The organism is Methanoregula sp. PtaB.Bin085, from assembly GCF_002067035.1.
Classification (GTDB): domain Archaea; phylum Halobacteriota; class Methanomicrobia; order Methanomicrobiales; family Methanospirillaceae; genus Methanoregula.
In genome coordinates this window covers 84,099-103,530 of the sequence record NZ_MVQB01000013.1, presented here as the reverse complement: position 1 = coordinate 103,530, position 19,432 = coordinate 84,099, and the positions used below count along the sequence as shown (strand labels likewise).

15 protein-coding genes and 1 tRNA gene are annotated in these 19,432 nt (G+C 56.3%); 6 read left to right on the top strand and 10 right to left on the bottom strand.

The features are described from left to right. Positions 1-47 precede the first annotated feature (47 nt). Entirely contained in the window at positions 48-410 is a 363-nt protein-coding gene (locus A4E33_RS01250; RefSeq protein ID WP_292345657.1) for a hypothetical protein, read from the top strand. A 2-nt stretch (positions 411-412) separates the two neighbouring features. Beyond that, positions 413-2,080, top strand: a complete 1,668-nt coding sequence (gene ade, locus A4E33_RS01245) for an adenine deaminase (protein WP_292345655.1) — start codon at positions 413-415, stop codon at positions 2,078-2,080. A 21-nt stretch (positions 2,081-2,101) separates the two neighbouring features. On the opposite strand, the gene A4E33_RS01240 is transcribed toward ade, so the two are convergent. The 4 genes from A4E33_RS01240 to A4E33_RS01225 all read right to left on the bottom strand — a co-directional run bounded on the left by A4E33_RS01240 (position 2,102) and on the right by A4E33_RS01225 (position 6,005). After that, positions 2,102-3,031, bottom strand: coding sequence for a DMT family transporter (locus A4E33_RS01240; protein WP_292345653.1), 930 nt, complete (start codon positions 3,029-3,031; stop codon positions 2,102-2,104). Between the two features lie 87 nt (positions 3,032-3,118). Next, positions 3,119-3,664, bottom strand: a complete 546-nt coding sequence (locus tag A4E33_RS01235) for a cysteine hydrolase family protein (RefSeq protein WP_292345651.1) — start codon at positions 3,662-3,664, stop codon at positions 3,119-3,121. A 74-nt stretch (positions 3,665-3,738) separates the two neighbouring features. Next, entirely contained in the window at positions 3,739-4,674 is a 936-nt protein-coding gene (locus tag A4E33_RS01230) for a hypothetical protein (protein WP_292345649.1), read from the bottom strand. 590 nt (positions 4,675-5,264) lie between these two features. Beyond that, positions 5,265-6,005 carry a heparan-alpha-glucosaminide N-acetyltransferase gene (locus tag A4E33_RS01225; protein WP_292345648.1) on the bottom strand — a complete coding sequence of 247 codons (741 nt, stop codon included), beginning with the start codon at positions 6,003-6,005 and terminating at the stop codon, positions 5,265-5,267. Positions 6,006-6,114: 109 nt separating this feature from the next. Between A4E33_RS01225 and A4E33_RS01220 the strand changes: the two genes are divergently transcribed. The 3 genes from A4E33_RS01220 to A4E33_RS01210 all read left to right on the top strand — a co-directional run bounded on the left by A4E33_RS01220 (position 6,115) and on the right by A4E33_RS01210 (position 9,473). Next, positions 6,115-6,975: a methanogenesis marker 8 protein gene (locus A4E33_RS01220; RefSeq protein ID WP_292345646.1), complete on the top strand. Its 861-nt coding sequence runs from the start codon at positions 6,115-6,117 to the stop codon at positions 6,973-6,975. 191 nt (positions 6,976-7,166) lie between these two features. Further along, entirely contained in the window at positions 7,167-7,484 is a 318-nt protein-coding gene (gene mscL, locus A4E33_RS01215; protein WP_292345644.1) for a large conductance mechanosensitive channel protein MscL, read from the top strand. A gap of 243 nt (positions 7,485-7,727) precedes the next feature. Then, positions 7,728-9,473, top strand: coding sequence for a hypothetical protein (locus tag A4E33_RS01210; protein WP_292345642.1), 1,746 nt, complete (start codon positions 7,728-7,730; stop codon positions 9,471-9,473). A 120-nt stretch (positions 9,474-9,593) separates the two neighbouring features. Here the strand turns inward: A4E33_RS01210 and A4E33_RS01205 are convergent. The 3 genes from A4E33_RS01205 to A4E33_RS01195 all read right to left on the bottom strand — a co-directional run bounded on the left by A4E33_RS01205 (position 9,594) and on the right by A4E33_RS01195 (position 13,413). After that, a tRNA-Leu gene (locus tag A4E33_RS01205) sits at positions 9,594-9,678 on the bottom strand. A gap of 83 nt (positions 9,679-9,761) precedes the next feature. After that, positions 9,762-11,624, bottom strand: coding sequence for an AMP-binding protein (locus A4E33_RS01200; protein WP_292345640.1), 1,863 nt, complete (start codon positions 11,622-11,624; stop codon positions 9,762-9,764). A gap of 121 nt (positions 11,625-11,745) precedes the next feature. Further along, positions 11,746-13,413 carry an AMP-binding protein gene (locus A4E33_RS01195; RefSeq protein ID WP_292345639.1) on the bottom strand — a complete coding sequence of 556 codons (1,668 nt, stop codon included), beginning with the start codon at positions 13,411-13,413 and terminating at the stop codon, positions 11,746-11,748. Positions 13,414-13,633: 220 nt separating this feature from the next. On the opposite strand from A4E33_RS01195, the gene A4E33_RS01190 reads away from it, so the two are divergent. Further along, positions 13,634-14,188 carry a TATA-box-binding protein gene (locus A4E33_RS01190; protein WP_292345636.1) on the top strand — a complete coding sequence of 185 codons (555 nt, stop codon included), beginning with the start codon at positions 13,634-13,636 and terminating at the stop codon, positions 14,186-14,188. Positions 14,189-15,192: 1,004 nt separating this feature from the next. Here the strand turns inward: A4E33_RS01190 and A4E33_RS01185 are convergent. From A4E33_RS01185 to A4E33_RS01175, 3 genes are read right to left on the bottom strand one after another with little or no spacing between them, the layout of a single operon-like run. After that, on the bottom strand, positions 15,193-17,889 hold the full coding sequence (locus A4E33_RS01185; RefSeq protein WP_292345635.1) for a DEAD/DEAH box helicase: 2,697 nt from the start codon (positions 17,887-17,889) through the stop codon (positions 15,193-15,195). After that, positions 17,876-18,631 carry a metallophosphoesterase gene (locus A4E33_RS01180; protein WP_292345633.1) on the bottom strand — a complete coding sequence of 252 codons (756 nt, stop codon included), beginning with the start codon at positions 18,629-18,631 and terminating at the stop codon, positions 17,876-17,878. Before A4E33_RS01180 ends, A4E33_RS01185 begins: the two co-directional genes overlap by 14 nt. Next, positions 18,628-19,401, bottom strand: a complete 774-nt coding sequence (locus A4E33_RS01175) for a hypothetical protein (protein ID WP_292345631.1) — start codon at positions 19,399-19,401, stop codon at positions 18,628-18,630. Before A4E33_RS01175 ends, A4E33_RS01180 begins: the two co-directional genes overlap by 4 nt. Between the last annotated feature and the right edge of the window lie 31 nt (positions 19,402-19,432).

Sequence of the window (19,432 nt, the reverse complement as noted above, 5' to 3'; positions counted from 1 at the left end):
CTGGCCGGTGATGCCATAGTTTTATCGTCCCGTGGTCTGACATCTGAATGATGACCACCGGCAGCCACGGATTCCTGGTATTCTCCGGCATGGTGTTCCTTGCCATCTGTTCTGCTGCATGCGTTTCAACAACCTTTGGCGATGTCGCATGGTCCGGTAACGGGCTGACACTGACCGTGACGCATGACGGGGCTCCTTCCGAAGGATATATTCAGGTCACCGTCTACCGGATCAGCAACAACCAGCAGGAAGAGACCGGGGCATACTATGCCCCGCTGAACCTGAAGGCTGGAGTGAACCGGGTATTCATACCCGCACCGCTCGGTCCCGGGCAGTACAAACTGTACTTCTACCTTATCCAGGACGGAGAGCGGAAGGCAGCGACAATCCGCGATATCGTGGTGACCTGACAATGGAGACGTTCAGAAAAGACATTCTCGATGCAGCCCGAGGCATGGCGCCCGCTGACAGTGTCTGCAGGAATGCTCGGATATTCAATCCTTTTACCTGCACCTGGGAGACGGGCACGCTTGCCATCAGTAACGGTATTGTCCTTGGAATCGGGGACTATACCGGGAAGAAGGAGTATGACTTCAGCGGGATGTATATCGTCCCGGGCCTGATCGATGCCCATGTGCATATCGAGAGTTCACTCCTGACACCCCGCGAATATGCCCGGCTTGTTGCCCGGCACGGAACCACGACAGTCGTGGCTGACCCGCACGAGATCGCAAATGTTGCCGGGGCCGCAGGGATTGAATTCATGCTCAGGGAACGGGTCGGTGCAGCGGCCGATATCCTGTACATGCTCCCGTCGTGTGTCCCTGCAACCCCGACGGAGGTGGGGGGCGCCATGCTGGAAGCTGCCGATCTCCGGCCGTTTGCCGGGCGGGACGGAATCCTCGGGCTCGCGGAGATGATGAACGTGCCGGGCGTCCTTGCCGGGGATCCCGCAATTGGTGAAAAACTGAAGCTCTCGCCCGTCCGCGATGGCCACGCCCCGCTCCTTGCCGGGAAGGATCTCAATGCCTATGTCCTTGCCGGGCTCCAGAGCGATCACGAATGTACGACGCTTGCCGAGGCAAAGGAGAAACTGGAAAAAGGCATGTATATTTTTATCCGGGAAGGATCCACGGAGCGGAACATTGCAGCGCTCCTACCGCTCGTCAGCCCGGCAACGGTCCCGCGGTGTTGTTTTGCCACCGACGACTGCCATGCCGACCTGCTTGCTGAGAGCGGGCATATCGACCGGTGTATCCGGCGGGCGATTGCATGCGGCCTCTCCCCCGAACTCGCAATCCGGATGGCGACGCTCTCCCCGGCCGAACGCTTCGGCCTTTACGATCGCGGGGCGCTCGTGCCGGGGCGGCGCGCAGACTTCTGTGTCATCGACGACCCTCACAGGTTCACTGTCAGGAAGGTTTTCCTGCGCGGAACGGAGGTTATGGAAACGAAACCGTCAGAACCGGAGGTTCCGCCGGAATCGTTTGGCTGCTCAACGCCGTCCGCAGACAAAATCCGGATCACCGGGTCCGGAACAGCCCGGGTGATTGGCCTCGTCCCCAGCCAGATCATCACGGAAGCGCTCGAGTACGACATCGATGGGCAGGCAGTCCCGGATCTGAAGCGGGACCTCCTGAAAGTGGTTGTCGTGAACCGGTACCGGCCGGGCTCCTGTGGTGTCGGGCTGGTCCGCGGGTTCGGTTTTTCCGGCGGGGCGATCGCGTCCAGTATCTCCCACGACACCCATAATATCGTGGCTGTCGGGACAAGCGATCCAGAGATCCTCTGGGCCATCGACGAAGTCATAAAAGCCCGGGGCGCAATGGTCGCGGTCAGGGGAAATACCCGGACGATCCTCCCGCTCGACTGTGCCGGCCTGATGTCGGCCCTTCCGTATCCCCAGGTGGTTGCACGTCTCGCGGACCTGAACCGGACAACCGGCCTGATGGGCGGAATTCCTGACCCGTTCATGTACCTCTCGTTCCTCGCCCTCACGGTCATCCCCACGCTCCGCATCACCGACCGCGGGTTGTTTGACGGCGTGGCGTTCAGGGACGTGCCGCTGTTTACCGGATAGACGATTCCCGCTTTTCCCGGTTCAGGCGAAGATGAGGATGATCACGGCCCCGCCGACCATCAGCACCGAACCCAGGATACGCGTCCGGATCTCATGTTCGGCGCAGATGATGGTCCCGTACAGGACCATGAAGATGATACTGAGACGTTTGAGAGCAATGACATACGGTGCGATCTGCAGCGTATAGGCCATATTGATCGAGATGGATTCTGCAACAGCCGCGATCCCGATAAGAACCGCGGGGACCAGATACGAGCGGAAGGGAGCTTCCGGAACCGGGGGGGTAACAGGAGCAACCGGGTTCCATCCCGGAGGGAGAAAAGAGCGGTCTCCCCCCCATTGCCGGGGGATAACCAAGGACAGGGAGAACGCACCGCTGATGATAAGGAGGGTGAATGCCATCCCGAAGACCGGGTCTGAATTGAGCATCGCGATCTTGTCGTAGTTGATCGATGCCGCGAACAGGAGGGCGACGATGAGCATGAACCAGCTGCCCCGGTTCTGCACCATCGAACGTACCGGATCAAGGATATATTCGTGCTCTGCAGAGATGTTGAGAACATACGAACCGCTCACGATAATGCAGATGCCAAGGATCCCCGCCATCGAAGGAACTTCGTTCAGGAGCAGGTACGATGTGCCGATCAGGAAGACGGGCGTGAACGAGAGCATGGGCATGGACAGGGAGAGGTCGGACGATTCCATTGCGCGGAAGATGAGGGAAAGGCCGATGATGTTGAGGATGCCGGAGATGATGACGGCACCCGCATAATCCGGGCCGATTGCAGGGAATCCATTGAGTGCCGTTATGCAGAGGAGAAGGATACCTGCCAGGAAAAGACCAATCGCATTCAGGATCCAGGGATTGCGTGTCGCGATGTTGTTCTTGATGATAATGAAATACCCAGCATTCGCGATAGCGCCAATTATGGCAAGAAAGACCCAGAGCATGACAATTCAGGTTCGATCGCTGGTATTCGTATATCGCATTCAGGTTTTTTTCATGGTGATGCGGGCCCGATAATCCGTTTCAGCCGTTCAGAACTCCATGATCCACTCGGCCGTGGTCAGGACGCGGGCAAACCTCTGCTGCTGGGTGACAAGGGTTGCCAGGTGGAGATCGGCAGCACCGATCGTGCCGGCCTTGTTGGAGATGAGCAGGGTGCCGGTTGCATCGGAGAGAAAGTTCACGGCATAGTTCCGGTGGAATGCCTGCCGTGCCGTGGTGTCGCAGCACATCTGGGTCATGTAGCCGGCGATGGTGACCGTTGATATCGATCGTTCCTTGAGCCAGCTCTCAAGGATGGTGCCGGTAAAACTGCCCGGCAGGGTTTTTTCGCACACGAGATCCGCGTGCCGGCGCTTTACCTCGTCATGGAGTTCCCACCCGTGCGTCCCTTTGCGGAACGTGACTGCTTCCGGTGCCGCATTGGTATGCTGGATCACGACCACCGGTACGCGTCCGTCGTGTGCCCAGTCCATTGCCCGGAGGATGTTGTCAAGGCTCCCGTCAGGGTACGAAACGGGAAGTTTGCCGGTAAAATATTCATTCTGGACATCGATGACGAGGAGTGCTTCCTTCATGTGTTTCCGCTCTTATGTTTGAGAGAATCCATAATACGTTTTATTGTCGGAGCCGTTGTTGAGATCGGATGTTTTTATCCAGGCATTACGACGGGATGACGGAGTTGGGGATCCGCAGGGGAGCAACCGGTCATTATCCCGGGTGCTCCGGTCCGTTCGGGAAGCGTTACCGATTCGGCCGGTGCTGTTTTTTCAAGAACGGTGAAACGCTTGACTGCCGAGATCGTGTTGCCGCTGTTGGAGATCCCGATGAAATATTCACCGGGAACATTGATGATGCCGTTCACGGACCAGGTATTAACCCCGCAGGTACCTGAAGCAACGGTCGTCGTGGACGAGACAAGTTTTGCCGAGGTAACGTTGCCTGTCAGCGGGAGGAGGGCAAAGATGGAATACCGGAGTTCCTCACCGGCGGGAAGGTTCGTTGTCCCGGTGATGGCAAATGGTTCCCCTGCCCGCTGGTCGCTGACCGCTGCCACCCGGATAAACGGGGATGTGTTTGTGCCGGGCGGGCAGGAAGATCCGGAGGGTGTTGTTCCGGGGACCGCACGGATCAAAATATCCCGGGACACGTCGCAGTCGGTGACGATACGGTATCGCCCGGGGGCCCATCCGGTTGTGATGAAACGGTATGGTTCGGTGGATTTGCCGGGCCCGATAGTCGTGGTGTTGCCGGGTGGCGGGTTCTCATCCCCCATCCGGGTCACCCACTGGCCGGTATCCTTCTGGTACCGGACTGAGAACATCGGCGGATCGTGCCTGCAGGAGAGGTCCCCGGATTTTTCATTGGTGATGACAAATTCTACAATATCGCCGGTTGTATAGAGGTCAGTTTCCATCCGGATCATCCGTGCAGTGTCCTCCGGCTGTGCGATAGTCTGCCGGCCTGTTGGTCCGGACGCGGATTCACCGGGTATCCGGTTCCCTGCACCGGATAATTCCGAACACCCGGCAGAACAGACGAGTCCGATGACAAGGAGAAGGATGGTCAGTGAGTGGAGCAGGGACATGGTATTTCCGGTTCTGGCTGAACAATTAACATCAGTATACGGAGGTAAATAGGTTTTTTTCCCGGTCAGGGAACAGCATCGGCACTGTTGCGGCGACCTAATCCTTTTCAGAACCGGATATCCTTGCACCCGGAGGCAGGATAGAAAGATTGTCTGTTCCATCCGGGTGCAGGACGGGCAGAGATCCTTATGGGGGGGTCGGGCAGGGACAAATATCCGGTTCCGGATCTGCCGTACATCCGAAACGTGGATGAATTGCAGGGATATTACGGCTGATACCTATTCCATTCCGGGCCTCTGACCGGAATTTTTCTGATCATCCGGGCAATGAAAAACAGATTGCCCCTGCCCGACCCCCCTGTCCTTCGCGTGGAAAACTTCTATTTTTACGTCATAGAACGCAGAAACAGGCTGAGGGGGGGTCGGGCTGGGGCAAAACCGGTGCCGGAAAATCCGGAACGCTGATGGCCACAGAATACAACCTGTTTTCGGGAAAAACCGGAGCCGGAAAATCCATGATGCCGAATGTGCCATCAGATTCTCATCCGTTTTCAGGAAAAACCGGATGTCGCCCGGCAACGATCACTGTTTCAGAATACCTTTGTCCCGGTCACCGCACCCAGGAGCAGGATGATAACCGGCTGGTGGACGAGGTAGATGATCAGGGAATACCGGCCAAGGAATGCAGGAGGCCGAATCACCAAGTCCGGAATCTGTGGAGGTGTGAACCGGCGGATTCCACCGGAGTACAGGATTTCCCCGATGCCCATGCCGATAAGCACCATACCAAACCACGGGAAGATCGGTGTATAATCAACGGATGAGAACGATGCCGGCATGACCCCGAACGGGAGGAGCCAGACGGGTCCGGTGACAGCCCGGATCAGGAACCCGCAGGCAAGAACAGGCAGCCCGAGAACGATGTTGTATTTCCCGAACCTGAAGAACAGTACCGAGAGCATCACCGACACACCGATCAGGTGCAGGATACCGAATATGATGAAACCCTCGCGCAGGTACAGCAAGGTCGCAAGAGTAACGAGCAGGCCGAGGGTAAAGATGCCGGCCCCGCGAACCAGGAATTTTCCGGTTACTTCATTCCTGTCATGTGTCCGGGAAAAACGGGCATGGCTGACAACAAGGGAGATACCGACTACGAGGAGGAACAGCGAGGCGGTTGCCATCGCAAACCAGCGCCAGAAACCGGTTGCCACATTGACCGGTGCGATAGCAAAGAAACTGAGATCGAAGACCGTATGGAAAACGATCATCATCAGGATGGCGATCCCGCGGGTTGCATCAATCTCAGGGAACCGCGCAGCCGAATCCATGGTACAAGGTGATTGCCGGACCCAGATATGCCTGCCGTTGGGCCCTGCCGGTGAGGGGCGATCATGCTTATGAACCAGCAACCCGGATATTCAGGTACAGGGTGAGACCGTGACACTCACAAAAGATGAGCACGTTATTGAAGCGATTGGGAAATGCCGGGTCGTTATCAGGAACGGCCAGGTTGTTGAAGTAGGTGAACCGGTGATACGGGACTGCCCGCTTGCCCGGCGGTTTGCGTTCCCGATCCCGGATATTCAGAAAGAATCGATCAAGGCCAATATCGAGCACCGGATCAAGGCATTCGGCATGTGCACGCCCGGCCGGGAAGTGATGGACACGCGCGAGTTTGTCGGATTCGGGGCCTCCGAACTGCTCAGTTTCGGCCTCCAGAAGGGACTCCTGGACGCAGTCGTGCTGGTATGCGACGGTGCGGGAACGGTTGTTGCGACAAAACCCGCAATGGTGCAGGGCATTGGCGGCAGGATGTCCGGGCTGGTATCGACAACCCCGTACCCGGCTGTCATGGACCGGATCGAGAAGAACGGGGGATTCGTGCTCGACCGGGACAGGGCCTCTATCGACCAGCTGGCAGGTGTTGCGCTCGCCCTCACACGGGGATTCCGGAAGATCGCAGTCACCGTTGCCCGTCCGCAGACTGCCGAGGTGATCCGAAGGGTGCACCCGAAGACCCTGATCTTCGGTGTCCATGTCACGGGGCTCTCAAAAGCAGAGGCAGAGATGCTCGTTGCATCATCGGATCTTGTGACATCCTGTGCATCCCGGACGATCCGCAAGGCCGTCAATAAAAATGCCCTGGTCCAGGCCGGGACGGCTATCCCGATCTTCGCGCTGACCATGACCGGCAAGAACCTGATCATGGAGAAGATACGCCTCTCGACCGAACCAGTCCTCGTCAAATCCACGAAACTCCCGGCCCTCGCCGACCAGCAGCCCGAACCCCTGGTATAATCATTTTTGGTTTTTCGTTCTCATCCAGTACAAAGGCAGGAACGCAGGAAAGATATTATCGCGGTTCCAAATCAGGAACCGGATCGACAGAAACGTATTCCCAGGTATGCCCGGAATACAGCAATGTTTTTATAAACAACTTATATAATTGCTAATCAGGAGACATGGAAAATCTCCGGAGGCAAGAGTATATGGCAACACCACAGGGATTCGTCGAAGAGTTCATGACATTTCTCAAGAACTACCAGGTAATCGGTCTTGCGATTGCAGTTATTATCGGTGCAGCAGCAGGGAAGATGGTCACCGCCATGGTCAATGATATCATCATGCCGGTCATTGCCGTCCTTACACCCGGAGGAGACTGGAAAAGTGCCGTCCTCGAGGTAGGTCCGGTAAAATTCATGGTAGGGGACTTTGTTGGTGCGGTTATCGATTTCCTCATTGTCGCGCTGGTGATATTCCTCATTGTAAAATTGATCATGAAAGGCGACACATCGAAGAAAGTCTGAGGATGTTCTTCTCCTGCTTCAGGACTGATGTCCTGTCGCAGATCGATGAAGAACCCGCATGTATTTTCTTTTTATAAAATACTATCAACGATGGTAGTTATTTGAAATCCGTTTTCTCCGGGATCGGGAGCCTATCATTCGAACCCCTGGTATTTTCTGACGATATTCCGGAATCTTCATTTTTATGAAATGCGGGAGTGAAAACCAAAAAACGATATATCGTCCGGACTCGTTGTAAAAGATATGGGGAAGAGAAAGAGAGCGGGACCCTCGCTTTCGCCAGCTGCGGAGGTTTACGGCAGGATAAACGAGGCGGATGATGATTCCCGCGGCGGGGCATCGAATTCTGGTATCTTCACGAGCCTGATGGAATTTTCCATTGTCCTGTTCTGTGTTGCATATTCCCTGTTCTGCGTCAATGCATACCTGCTCAACGCAGTATCCCTGAGACTCTCGGTTTTCTCTCTGTCCATCCTGCTGATTGCGGAACTGGCGCTTCTGGGCCGGGCTGCCCGTTCAAAGATCATCATCCAGCGGGGTTACCGTACAACCGCGTGGGCGATCCTCGTCTTCCTGCTCTCGCTGGGGATCTCGCTCAATAAGTCTCCTTCGCTCCTGCCGATAAGCTGGAGCGCGGATTATCCAAACCATTACATCCTTATCGATTTTCTTTCCACCCACGAACAACTGCCCCTTCTCACATCAGGTCTCGGCGAGATGGTCCAGTACCCGTTCGGGCCCTCGTTGTTTACCGCGGTATCTGCAAAGATGACCGGCCTCTCCCTCATGACCATGACCGGCGTCCTTGCTGCATTCATAGCAGCAATCCTTGCGGTCATGGTGTACCTTCTTGCCAGGAAGTTCCTTGACTGGTATGAAACGCGTTCAGCAATGGCAGATGCGGCTGCCATGGTCAGCGCGTTCATGGTCTTTTCCGTCCCGTCATACTACATCGGCCAGTACTGCGGTGATTTTTATTATTCGATGATGTTTGGAGAACTCCTGGTCCTCCTCACCCTCCTTGCCCTTATGCATGTCGAGGCGGGGGAACGGTTATGGTTATATGTATTCATTATAGCGACCGCAGGGATCATATTCACCTACACGCTTTTCATTGTTATACCGGTCTGTGCACTGATCTTCTTTACAATTCTCAATCCTGAAAAAATACGACAAGTTTTTGACCGGTTCAACCTTGCGGCAGCCCTTTTTACTGCAGTCTTTTTCGTACTGTTCACGTTCGAGCGGATGAGTATTGGGACCCACATTCTCCAGTACGAAGGTGTGGCTCTTGAGCCTGATCTGTTGAGATTCAATCTCATTTTTATCGGGCTGATCGTCTGCGGCACGATACTATCCCTGAAATGCATCAGGGGCTTCACGAAAAACGCAATATCCGTTTATTGCGGTATCGTCATCGCTGAATGCCTGGGATTCTTCCTGCTCAGCCAGTATGGGATTATCGCGGCATATTATGCGAAGAAAACCCTGTACCTGCTCGTCCTGCTGCTTCCCGTTGTCGCGAGCCTCCCGGTTCTGTATGCAGTCCGGCGGGGTGTCGGGGAAAAGCACCGCAGTATTGCACTGTACGGTATCATCGGTCTCATCGGGATTTTTTCCCTTTATACTGCATTGACATTTCCTGTGCAGGAGAAACCGGTGGTGACCCCCGAGGATGCCATATTTGCCCAGAAGGCTGAGACATACCTCCGGAACAACAACATCCCGTACCAGAACCTGTCGATCACAACCGGGGAACTCAAGGGATACTGGTTCGGCCTGCTCCTCCATATGGATAAGAATTATGTGTCGCAGCGTTTCCTCGCGAACGCCACACCGTTCAGTGAATGGCTGCTGGACCCGGATGCACGGTACGTTGCCGGCGAGATGGTGAATGCGACCTATCCGGAATTCTTTGAAATGAAAGGGATCCGGCTCCAGATCGTTGTGAGGCAAGGACAGAAGGTTCTGATACGGAAAGTGGACTGATACCCTTACGGGTAACCGAGTTAAAAATCCGTGAGGCTAGTATCTTGGTGTCAGGATGGGATGTCGACTCCCTGAACATGATGGAAAAAAGAGGTCCAGCCGTGTGCAAACACAAAAAGATGCGAGGGGTGGGATTCGAACCCATGAACGTCTGCACGAATAGGCCCTGAACCTATCGCCGTTGACCTGGCTTGGCTACCCTCGCGCCACTATAGATTACCTGTCGGATTTAATAAAGGTAAGGGGGGAGGACCATATCCTATTCCCGGTCGTTTTTGAGGATCCGGTTTATTTTTTCTTTGCTGACGCGTTCTCCCCGCCTGCCTTTTTCATCTCGTTCTCGCGGAGTTCCTTTCTCCGGATCTTGCCCGAGATCGTCTTTGGCAGCGATTCGACATACTCAATGGCACGGGGATACTTGTAAGGCGCCGTGACCTTCTTGACATGATCCTGGATCTCCCGTGTCAGGGCATCCGATGCCTTGAAACCGGGCTTGAGGATAATGAATGCCTTGACAATGAGGCCGCGAATATCGTCCGGTGAACCAACAACAGCAGACTCCTGGACAGCAGGATGCTCAAGCAGGGCGCTCTCAACCTCGAAGGGTCCGATGCGGTACCCGGATGCCTTGATAACATCGTCGTCGCGGCCTATGAACCAGAGATAGCCGTCTTCATCCCGGTACGCCTTGTCACCGGTATAGTACCAGTCACCGACAAACGATTTCTTATTCTCCTCTTCGTTGTTCATGTATTCCTTGAAAAGACCCACCGGCCGGGGTTTGGTTTTGATAGCTATCCTTCCTTCTTCGTGCAACCCGACCGGCTTGCCGTCGTCATCCTGAAGCTCGATATGCCAGCCCGGTGCAGGTTTTCCCATGGACCCGTATTTCGGTTTCATTCCCGGGAATGTCCCGATACACAGGACGGTCTCGGTCTGGCCGTATCCCTCGTAGATGGTGAGGCCGGTGGCGTCCTTCCACGCCTTGATCACTTCGGGATTGAGCGGTTCGCCCGCACTGACGCAGTGGCGCAGTTCCGAGAAATCAAACTTGTCAAGATCCGCGAGGATCAGCATGCGGTACATCGTCGGCGGGACACAGAAGGTTGTGATGCCGTACTTCTCGATGAGCGGGAGGATCTCGGTTGCATTGAACCGGCCCCGGATATCGTACACGAAGATTGCACTGCCCTCGATCCACTGGCCGTAGAACTTCCCCCACGCGCTCTTTGCCCAGCCGGTATCCGAGATCGTGAAATGCAGGTCGCCCGGGCGCAGGTCGTGCCAGAACCGGCCGGTCACGATATGGCCAAGCGGGTAACTGTGGTCGTGAACCACCATCTTCGGTTCCCCGGTCGTGCCGGACGTGAAGAAGATGAGCATCGGGTCTGTACTCTTCGTCTTCTTTGTTCCCGGGAGCGTCACGATCTTCGATGAGACCGGCGCAGGATACTCGAGCTCGACCGGGTAACTGATCCAGCCGGATCGTTTCCCGTCGATGAGCAGCCTGCAGGTGAGCGAGGGGCATTCCTTTGCGATCTCGTCAATCTTGTCCGCCTGCTCCTGCATCGTGATGACCATCTTGATATTTGCAACATTGATGCGGTATTTCAGGTCCTTGGGGGTGAGCATGGTCGGGGCCGGGCAGTAGATTGCGCCGCGCTTGATCAGGGCAAGCGTGAAGGTCCACCATTCCGGGACCCGGGGCAGCATGATCAGGACCTTGTCGTCCTTGTTGATCCCGTACTTGATCATGATGTTCACGATCTGGTTGGAGAGGATCATGAGATCCCAGAACGTGAACTTCTTCTCGGCGCCTTGCTGGTTCACCCAGATCATGGCCAGCTTGTTCCGGTCCTTTTTCGCCCATGCATCGATGATATCAAAACCGAAGTTGAAATACTCCGGGACATCGATGCGGAAATTCCTGTACATCTCGTCATAATCCGGGATGTTATGATCGTCACGGGACATGAACGGGCCGGCCGATGGCAGGGTTGTCATCCCAACCGAACTGGCCCCGCTCCCTTTGGTGAGATGTGCGGTGCAGGCCTCGGTGATCCAGTCTGACCTCGACATCTTCTTTTTCGCACACGATTTATCGATCGTGCCGGTGAGTCCTTCATCCATGGTAACAGAAAATCGCACCATACAGATCCATTTAGTGGTGCATTTAATACGTGTTGCGATCGGTTTGTGCACCAGAAAAATGATGGCGAAACCGGATGTAGCCGTGCATCAGATTAAAAAAGCTGGACGGGATTACCCGCCATTACTCCGTGCCGGTATATTTTCTCAGCTCTTTTGCGCGAAGCTCGTTGCGTTTGATCTTGCCTGAGATGGTCTTGGGGAGCTCGGGGATGAACTCGATCTCACGCGGGTACTTGTACGGCGCTGTTGTCCTTTTGACATAGTTCTTGATGTCCCGGATCAGGGACTCCGACGGTTCGTTACCTTTCTTGAGAACAACGAATGCCTTGACGATCATTCCCCGGATCCGGTCGGGCGATCCCACAACCGCTGCCTCCTGTACCGCAGGATGCTCGAGCAGGGCGCTCTCAACCTCGAACGGTCCGATGCGGTACCCGGAGCTCTTGATCACGTCATCGCTCCTCCCGACAAACCAGAAATACCCGTCGTCGTCCCTGCTGACCTTGTCGCCCGTATAATACCAGCCGTTGACAAAGGACTTCTTGTTCTCCTCCGGGTTGTCGAGATATTCGACAAAAAGTCCCGGGGGACGCGGGTTGCAGCTGATGGCAAGCCTGCCCTCCTCATCGTTCCCGACCGGTTTGCCATCATCATCATGGATCTCTATCGTCCAGCCGGGCGAGGGCTTGCCCATCGATCCCGGCCGCGGCTCGACCGAGGGAAATGCGGCAACGCAGCAGGCGGTTTCGGTCTGGCCGTATCCTTCACAGATCGTGAGGCCGGTCCCCTCTTTCCAGACCCGGATGACCTCGGGGTTGAGCGGTTCCCCGGCGCTCGTGCAGTGGCGCAGGGAGGAGAGGTCGAACTTCCCGAGATCCGCAAGGATCAGCATCCGGTAAATGGTCGGCGGACAGCAGAAAGTGGTGACCTGGTATTTCTCCAGCAGGGGAAGGACCTCTGTTGCCTGGAATTTGCCGGTAAAATGGTAGACAAAGATACACGCACCCTCGATCCACTGGCCGAAGATCTTTCCCCACGCGCACTTGGCCCAGCCAGTATCGGAGACCGTGAAATGGAGATCGTTGTGCTTCACGTCCTGCCAGAGCCGTGCGGTAACGGTATGTCCCAGGGGGTAACCGTGGTTGTGGAGCACCATCTTCGGTTCTCCCGTGGTGCCGGAGGTGAAGTAGATGAGCATCGGGTCGGTGCTCTTTGTCCTGCGGCTGCCGGGGATGCTCACCGAGCGGTGAGAGACCGGAGCCGGATAGAGGAGCTCGTACGGGAAACTTGCCCACCCCTTCAGTTCACCGTCTGCAAGGAACCGGCTCGTGAGCGTGGGACATTCATTGCAGATCTCCTCAACCTTGGGCGCATTCTCAACATCGGTGATGATCATCCTGAACCTGCCCCGGTTGATCCGGTACCGGATGTCCCGGGCGGTCAGCATGGTCGGGCATGGCGCAAAAACCGCGCCAAGCTTGATGAGCGCAATGGCAAAGATCCACCACTCGGGTATCCGGGGAAGCATGAGCAGCACGCGGTCGCCCTTGTTGATGTTGTACTTCAGGAGGATATTGGCTGCCTTGTTCGACAGGTTCGCGAGGTCGAGGAAACTGAATTTCTTCTCAGCCCCGCCCTGATCAACCCAGATCATGGCAAGCCGGTTGCGATCCTTTTTTGCCCATGCATCGATGACGTCAAACCCGAAGTTGTAGTATTCCGGAATATCGATGGAGAATTTTTCGCACATCCTGGCGTAACTGTCCGTATCGTGCCCGCTTTTTTTCATGAAATCAGGAACAGTGTATCTCCTGTTCATTTTTCAATATGGTGATCTGAACCGGTCTCCTGCATACTCTCTGCCGACAGACAATCGCATGATACAGGAGATTGGCGCAGGACATGCCATAAAAACCCGGGACAAAAAATCGTCGTCAGCACAGGATGTCCCGGATATCATAAAGGTTGTGCATTAGTATTATGATTGGGTGCACTGCATAGTATAGTGGATGGCAGACAAGAAGTATGCTTCATTAAAGATTGAGAATATCGTGGCTTCCGGAGTGATTGCCGATTCTATTGACCTCGCTGAAGTGTCCGGCAAGATCAAGAGCTGCGAGCTCAATACCAAGAGGTTCCCGGGTGCGGTATACCGGATCGAGAACCCGAAGATTGCATCGCTCATTTTTTCCTCGGGAAAGGTTGTGCTGACCGGTATCCGCGACAAGAAAGCCCTGACTGACGGCCTTGCTATCATTATCAAGTCGCTCAAGTCGGCAGGTGTCGATACGTTCAAAGAGCCGAAAGTGGCGATAACCAACATCGTCTGCTCCTATGATATCGGGAAGTATATCAACCTCAACAAGGTCGTCATCACGCTGAACCTCGAGAACATCGAGTACGAACCCGAGCAGTTCCCCGGCCTCGTGTACAGGATCAAGGATCCCAAGATCGTCGCGCTCCTTTTCTCGTCCGGCAAGATCATCCTCACGGGAGGCAAGAACCTCGAAGATATCAAGAAAGGCCTCGATTTTCTCGAACAGAAGCTCGAGAGCATCATGTAATTTTTCATATTTTCTTTCCTCACTATTCCGGTTCCAACACATTCAGACAAACCAAAATGAGTCATTCTGCTTCAGAGAAACTATGTCGCCGGCGATGATGCTCCAGAAAATGGCAGACACTGACAGAGGTAATCATTTTTTGAACAAACATTTCCCGTGAAAGTGAAATGGGAAGATACAATGATGGGGGCTGATGTCCCCATACCCCCACAAGGACAGGTGCCGCCGCAGTCGAAGATTTTCCGCAGGAAAATCTTTTCCACAGCCTTCAGCTGTCCCCTCGGGGGAGCCAGCCATGACCATCCGGTAAGGACTGGCTGGTGAAAATTCTCAAAGAGAATTTTCGACCCGCTCCCGCGACGGCTTCAATTACATTTTTCTGCTCTGTAGAAATCCTTAATAAAACGCTTGGTGGAATTTGTGAAGGTGACCCCATCTCTCCCCCGGAGGGGGAGGCCACCCAAGGGAGCAAGCCCCCTTGACACCCATGATTGATTTTTTTAGATACCGGAAAAGGTAATGCTCCACGGGGCGAGGGTCGACAGACCCCGAGCGCCCGTGGCTCCATCATAATTTTTAAGTGATATCTCAGTAGGTTTTCCACAGAGCCCGATTTTCAGAACCTGCTCCTGGCCCGCCATACCGCTAAGCGGTCCTGAGGCTGAGGCCGGATGAACTAACAGTTCCAGTGAGTGTTCAACCTGATCGGGATCGTTTTTCCATCACCAACCCGTCTCCGGAAAAAAATTTTCAATCAACCCTCAGGTCGCGTTTGAAATTATTTCATTGCGATCCGATCGATCGGCCGGAAGGTCCATGACGGAGAATGGGAAAAAATTGTAGGTTGTACACCCGAATTGTAGGATAATTATCCTACAATCGCCTGCCTTATTAACAACCAGTTGCCGAGATCGAAATTTTTTCAGCAGGGTCTGCGGGAAAAAACGGATACCTCAGGATAACACGTGTTGAAAAAACAGGGAACCGGGCATGACCACGGAAATTCACGTCCAGTACCTGTGGGTCTGGATGAATGTCCGCTCCGCTTTGAGGATCTCGCGGTAGAACGCGTCCCCTTCCGTCAGGGTCGAGAGGATCCGCGATGCGTTCTCCGGCCCGACACCCCGGGCAGACAGCGCGATGACCGCCTTCTTCCCGCTCGAAAGGACGATGTTCGCATTCCGGAGAAGGCGCTGCTCCACTGCCCGCTCCTCGGCATTCTTCCGGGGTTTTTTCACGACAGCACAGGACTCTTCCTCGTACGGCTTGAGGGCCGCGATCAGGCGCGCCCCGCATTTCGGGCACTGGGGGTGCTCCGGAACCCGGGAGACAACCGTGTGGCTCTTCCAGTCCCGGCAGTTCATGCAGCACAGGAGAACGTCGTCCTGGTCGAGCCTGCGTTTGAGGGTTGAAAGAACCGCCTGGTCCGCGGTCGGCGGCGGGATCTGGTCCCGCGACGAGAGCAGCCCGCCGGCGCCTATCAGGGAATGCGGGCCGAGAGAAACCTGGATTTCACCGTCCCGTATCTTCTGCACGATGGATGCGGCAGTACCGATATCCATGTACGCGGTCAGGAGTTCCCGGTAGGCTTCCTGCTGCACAATGGTGTTATCGAAGAACTCGAGCAGGCGCTGGATGCTGATCTTCTCGTAGTCGGCGTCCGGATCGATCGCGCCGAACTTCTTTGCGATCTGGACGAGTTTCCACTTGAAGAGGGCGGTCCGCTTGAGCGCAAGGCGGATAATGCCGGGCATGTGTGCAGGATCGAGCGAGAGGAGGAGATCCCTGACATCCGCTGCCCGGATATCGAACGGAAGGCGGAGCAGGAACCGGTATGCGTCAAGCTCGAGGCCGACCGTGGTCCCGTACCGGGCGGAGATGAGGACCGAGAGGACCCGTCCGAGGGCTTCGTTGGCCTTGTGGCCGGCACAGACATTGCAGACAACCCCGTCATCGATATTCTCGAGCGTGATGAGTGTGTCGGTCGGGACGAGCGACCGGTTTTTGTCCATCTCGGACAGGAACGATTCGGCATATGCAGTATTCGCGGAATCGCTGGTATAATCGGCAAACCGCCGTGTGCGGCGGATACGCCCGGCCTCCCGTGCAACCGGGAACGGGACCGGGATCTGCTCGCCCTCCCATGAAGGGAGTTCGCCGACCGCCTTGCGTGCCGGTTCGACCGTAAGCCTGCCGTCCGCGATCTCGAGAACGCGCCAGAGCTGGCCCTTGGTGATGAAGACCACGCCGGTATGTACCCATCCCACGACAAACGATTCGTCCAGCGTCCCGACGGTCCTGCGGGAGACCATGTCATAGATGGGTACTTTCCGCTCGTCATGAATCATCGAGAGGTTCCCGGCAAGGTAGCGCCGTGCGCGTGCGGTCGTGATGATCCTGCTGCCGTCAAGGCGGATAAGCCGGTGCTCCTCCATCTGCCGGCAGACATTCTCGAGAAGCGGCCCCGCATCCCCAAACAGGGATGTACGGGAGAGGATCCCGAGGATCTTCCCGCGTTCGATCTCGCCGTATTCCACGGCGATGGCCGCGACCTGGTTTGCAAGAACATCCGCGGCATTGTATTCGGTCGCGACATCCTCGAGCTCGCCGGCCTTTGCCTTGTTCGCAATAACCAGCGACTCGAGGAGGTCGTCAAACCCGGTGGCAAGGATCGTTCCCCGCGAGACCGTGTTCAGCTGGTGCCCGGCGCGCCCCACGCGCTGGACCAGGCGCGCCACCTCGCGCGGGGAGCCGAACTGGATCACGTGATCGACACGCCCGATATCGATGCCGAGTTCCATCGAGGACGTGCAGATAAGGGTATGGATATCACCCCGCTTGAACCGCTCCTCGGCATCGATGCGCACCTCCTTTGAGAGCGACCCGTGGTGCACCTCCACGTCCCCCTCCGCGAAGAGGGCATGGCCCAGCGCTTCAGCAGTAACGCGGGTATTGACAAACACCAGTGTCGAACCCTCCCGTTTCAGCATTCGGGAGAGAACTTCAGTCTGGTGCCGGAAATCGTCGCCAACATATTTCACTTCGATCTGGAGGTTCTTGGCAACCGGAACCTGGACAATGGAGAACGGGCGGTTCCCGCACATGAACCGTGCGATGGCATCCGGGTTGCCGACCGTCGCGGAGAGGCCGATCCGCTGGAACTCCCCGGCGTAAACATGGAGGCGTTCAAGAGCAACCGCGAGCTGGGCACCGCGCTTGCTGCCGGCAAGCTCGTGGATCTCGTCAATGATCACGAACCGGACACCGGCAAGATGCTGCCGGAGCCGTTTTCCCATGAACAGCGCCTGCACCGTTTCCGGTGTCGTGATGAGGAGGTCCGGGGCATGGAGCGCCTGCTTGCGCCGCTCGGCCATGGGCGTGTCGCCATGGCGGACCCCGACAGTAAGACCGAGCTCGCTGCACCACCACTGCATCCGGGAGAGGATGTCACGGTTCAGCGAGCGCAGCGGGGTGATGTAGAGAGCTTTGAAACCGCCCCCGGCCGGCAGGGAAAGGAGCGCGTTGAAGACCGGGAACATCGCACTCTCGGTCTTGCCGGTGCCCGTGGGCGCGATCAGGAGGGTATGATCTCCATTCAGGATATGCGGGATGGCCTCTTTCTGCGCATCGGAAAGGACCGTGAAACCGCGTTTCCTGATGCAGGCCTGCACTCTCGGGTCCAGCGCTTCAACTGCTTTCATCGTCCATCACCGATTTCAGCGGGCCGATATATGTCCCGTCAGCAAGGATGACCTCGGCATCGTCCTGCCGGATATGGCGGGAGAGAGGAGATGTGGGGTTTCTCACGATTTGCAGGATATCATACCCGGCGATCTCGTTGAATGATGGCATGAAGAGAACCCGCGTCGGGAGATCCGGCTCATCGGGTTCGAGAAGCCCGAGCTCCCCTGTATTGAGACCGGCACGCAGGTACGCCGGCGACTGGAGGGAACAACCGACTTCGTCGTTGAGAGAGAGCAGGGGATGGTGGTGGCCGGCGATGATAAGGTGCCCCCCGAGGTACGGCGAGGGATACGTATGCCCGTGGAGATACCCGACGCCGTCAATGATTGCACCATCTTTCGGGCAGATCTCGACCGCGCTGCAATATCGTTCTATCCCGATATCATGATTGCCGGGGAAAATGTGCAGGGATGTCCTGTCCCTCAGGGTACCAAGGATGCGGGGCAGTTCGTAATATTCCTGCCGCGTGAGCGAGGGGATGCTGTGCTTGATATCGCCCAGCAGGACAAGGCTGTCAGGGTCGGTCCGGTCGATGATCTTCAGCAGCCGTTCGAGCCGGGGCCTGCTCCTGCTCCGGAAATGGAGCCCGTGCACGGCGAGATCGGCTTCAATCCCGAAATGGAGATCGGCAACAACAAGGTGCCGCTCCTCCCCTGTGACGACAAGCGCCGGGCCCTCACCGATGAATTCCAGGTTCATAACGGTTTGACAAAACCCTTCTGGGGCTGATAGCATTCATCGTCAACAATCAGGGACTCGATAGCGGCAAGTGCTGCTTCCTGCGGGATGCCGTTCGCCCTGGCCATGCCGAGGATATCCTCGACAGACGTGCCCCGGGGACCGCTCTTCGTCCTGAGGTATTCCATGATTGTATCCCGGGGATCAGCGGTGGCCGCGGCAGCGGATTCCTCAACAGGACGGACACTCGCAAGCGCATCCTCAACCAGTCCTGCCAGTCCGTCCAGTTTCTCCGGTGTCTGGGTGTAATGGGTGACTGCCTGCCGGATACGATCATCCGGACAGTTACCTTTCAGCGCCGCGTGCATCGCCTCCAGCCTCCTGAGGGTTGCACGGGCGGTCGTTATTACCCACTGGTCGCGTGTGCGCCGATCGATGACCTGCACATGCTCCGGGCGTATGGTCACGACGGGTTTCCCATCCCGCCGGTACAGCTGGGCACGGCCGGAAACGGAGACGAACGAAGGGAGCGGGATCGTACGGACGGATTCGGCAAGGGGTGTGTTGTTCCCCCCGGCGATACAGTCGAATCCCCCGGTCGGGTCTGCAATCCGGAAGGAAATGAACCCGCCCTGTTCGCGGACCTCGACGAGCGCCCCGGCTATGAACACCTGCCTGCAGAATCCGCCGGAAGGCGTTACCACCCACGCTGCATTCCGGTCATCCCCATCCGGTACTGTCAGGGTCGAGCTGCTGAACTCACCGGCAAAGAGACGGATTGCTCCCTCCATGGTACAAGATCTTTGGCCGGGTTCCACTTCA

Bases quoted from the DNA above. Each gene is read 5' to 3' on its own strand.
- A4E33_RS01250 (WP_292345657.1), top strand. From the start codon at position 48: ATGATGACCACCGGCAGCCACGGATTCCTGGTATTCTCCGGCATGGTG.
- ade (WP_292345655.1), top strand. From the start codon at position 413: ATGGAGACGTTCAGAAAAGACATTCTCGATGCAGCCCGAGGCATGGCG.
- A4E33_RS01240 (WP_292345653.1), bottom strand. From the start codon at position 3,031: ATGCTCTGGGTCTTTCTTGCCATAATTGGCGCTATCGCGAATGCTGGG.
- A4E33_RS01235 (WP_292345651.1), bottom strand. From the start codon at position 3,664: ATGAAGGAAGCACTCCTCGTCATCGATGTCCAGAATGAATATTTTACC.
- A4E33_RS01230 (WP_292345649.1), bottom strand. From the start codon at position 4,674: ATGTCCCTGCTCCACTCACTGACCATCCTTCTCCTTGTCATCGGACTC.
- A4E33_RS01225 (WP_292345648.1), bottom strand. From the start codon at position 6,005: ATGGATTCGGCTGCGCGGTTCCCTGAGATTGATGCAACCCGCGGGATC.
- mscL (WP_292345644.1), top strand. From the start codon at position 7,167: ATGGCAACACCACAGGGATTCGTCGAAGAGTTCATGACATTTCTCAAG.
- A4E33_RS01210 (WP_292345642.1), top strand. From the start codon at position 7,728: ATGGGGAAGAGAAAGAGAGCGGGACCCTCGCTTTCGCCAGCTGCGGAG.
- A4E33_RS01200 (WP_292345640.1), bottom strand. From the start codon at position 11,624: ATGGTGCGATTTTCTGTTACCATGGATGAAGGACTCACCGGCACGATC.
- A4E33_RS01195 (WP_292345639.1), bottom strand. From the start codon at position 13,413: ATGAAAAAAAGCGGGCACGATACGGACAGTTACGCCAGGATGTGCGAA.
- A4E33_RS01190 (WP_292345636.1), top strand. From the start codon at position 13,634: ATGGCAGACAAGAAGTATGCTTCATTAAAGATTGAGAATATCGTGGCT.
- A4E33_RS01185 (WP_292345635.1), bottom strand. From the start codon at position 17,889: ATGAAAGCAGTTGAAGCGCTGGACCCGAGAGTGCAGGCCTGCATCAGG.
- A4E33_RS01180 (WP_292345633.1), bottom strand. From the start codon at position 18,631: ATGAACCTGGAATTCATCGGTGAGGGCCCGGCGCTTGTCGTCACAGGG.
- A4E33_RS01175 (WP_292345631.1), bottom strand. From the start codon at position 19,401: ATGGAGGGAGCAATCCGTCTCTTTGCCGGTGAGTTCAGCAGCTCGACC.